2 protein-coding genes are annotated in these 1,689 nt (G+C 65.5%); one reads left to right on the top strand and one right to left on the bottom strand.

Annotated elements, in window-relative coordinates; all coding sequences use genetic code 11:
• The coding region (locus AACR77_RS03840; RefSeq protein WP_042879853.1) for a LysR family transcriptional regulator at positions 1-871 on the bottom strand (871 nt) is incomplete at its 3' end.
• A gap of 109 nt (positions 872-980) precedes the next feature.
• On the opposite strand from AACR77_RS03840, the gene AACR77_RS03835 reads away from it, so the two are divergent.
• Positions 981-1,577, top strand: a complete 597-nt coding sequence (locus tag AACR77_RS03835) for an FMN-dependent NADH-azoreductase (RefSeq protein WP_042879851.1) — start codon at positions 981-983, stop codon at positions 1,575-1,577.
• Positions 1,578-1,689 lie beyond the last annotated feature (112 nt).

Here is a 1,689-nt window from a genome sequence, read left to right as displayed (position 1 = left end):
CCAGCCAGTCGATGGCAAGCCGGGTCTTGAGGGGCAGATGCGGACCATGGGGCCAGAGGGCGTTGATGGGATAGCGCCGACCCGGCAATCGGGCCAGCAGCTCGCGCAGCTCGCCCCGCTCAACGTGGGGCCGCGCCAGCCAGGTCGGCAGCCAGGCGAGACCAAAGCCCGCGATGGCCGCCTGGGTGATGGCGTTGAGATCGTCCATCTGCAACCGCCCTCTGGGCTGAACCTCGCGCCATGCCTCGGCCTCCTGCCACCACCACGACAGCACCCGCCCCTGGCGCAGATAGGCAATGCACTCATGATCCGGTAGCTCAGCCAGGGTCACAGGTTCCCCCCGCTCGGCCAGATAGGCGGGCGAGGCGCAGAGCGTCATGCCGTGCTCCCCGAGCCTGCGCGCCGCCAGATCCAGGCTGTCCGGCGGCTCTGCGTTGCGGATCACCAGATCCACCCCCTCCTCCACCAGATCCACCTTGCGGTCGCTGAACGACAGCTCCAGGGCCAGCCCGGGATGCGCCTTCGCCAGCGCCAGCAAAATGGGGGCCACGCACTGCTGGCCGAACAGCACCGGCATGGAGACCTTCAATCTGCCGTTGAGGGTGAGCTTGTTGCTGGCCAGCGCCGCTTCCCCAAGACGCACCTCCTCCAGCGCCCGCAGGCAGTGGCGATAGAAGAGCGCCCCCTCCTCGGTCAGGCTCTGGCTGCGGGTGGTGCGATGAAACAGTTGCACGCCGAGACGCAGCTCCAGCCGCGCCACCCCCTTGCCCACCGCCGAGCGGGTGAGGTGAAGCCGCTCCGCCGCCTGGGCGAAGCTGCCCGCCTCCACTACTGTGGCGAAGAGATCGATGCCGTTGAGCGTGTTTGCCATCTATTGCATACCTTTTGGAACCAATATGGCGAAATACTATCAGCACTGCGGAAAAAAATGACTGGTAAGCTCCCTTCATTCTTCACACGTTTCAGATGGAGTTCCCCTCATGAGCCAGATCCTGCTGCTGCAATCCAGCCTCAACGGCCCCGCATCCCGCACCAACCAATTGATGGAGCACTTCCTGCACACACGCCGGGAGCAGGGCCACCAGGACCAGGTGGTGGTGCGCGACCTGACCGCCCTCGACTTGCCCGCCCTCGACAGCCCGTTGTTTCACGCCCTGCGGGGGGCGGAACCGGACAATGAGGCCATCCGGCAGGCGGTGGCGCTGTCGGATCGGCTGATTGCCGAACTCAAGGCCGCCGACCTGCTGCTGATCGGCGCCCCCATGTACAACCTCAACGTGCCGACCCCCCTCAAGAACTGGTTCGATCTGGTGGCGCGGGCCAGGGTGACTTTCCGTTACACCGACACCTACCCCATGGGGCTGGTGGAGGGGGTCAACGCCCTGGTGTTCAGTAGCCGCGGCGGCGTGCATCAGGGACAGACGACGGATGCGGTCACCCCCTACCTCCAATCCGTGCTCGGCCTGATGGGCATCCCGGTGGACTTCGTCTACGCAGAGGGGATGGATCTGCGCCCTCACGGGGCGGAACAGGGAATGCGCGAGGCCCATGCTCGGATCGCTGGCCTCGGCAGGTAGGGCCATCACCCGATCTTGCCCCTTCCAACCGGCCACCTGCTGCGCGGGACATTCCAAGTAAAAAAGCCCCGCAAGGGGCTTTTCTATGACTGCGGCAGTGGCGGAAGAGACT

Source organism: Aeromonas sp. ZOR0002, from assembly GCF_963866995.1.
In the GTDB taxonomy this organism is placed as follows: Bacteria; Pseudomonadota; Gammaproteobacteria; order Enterobacterales; family Aeromonadaceae; genus Aeromonas; species Aeromonas caviae.
The sequence above is the reverse complement of the archived record's forward strand: the minus strand, read 5'-3'. Positions and strand labels throughout refer to the sequence as shown.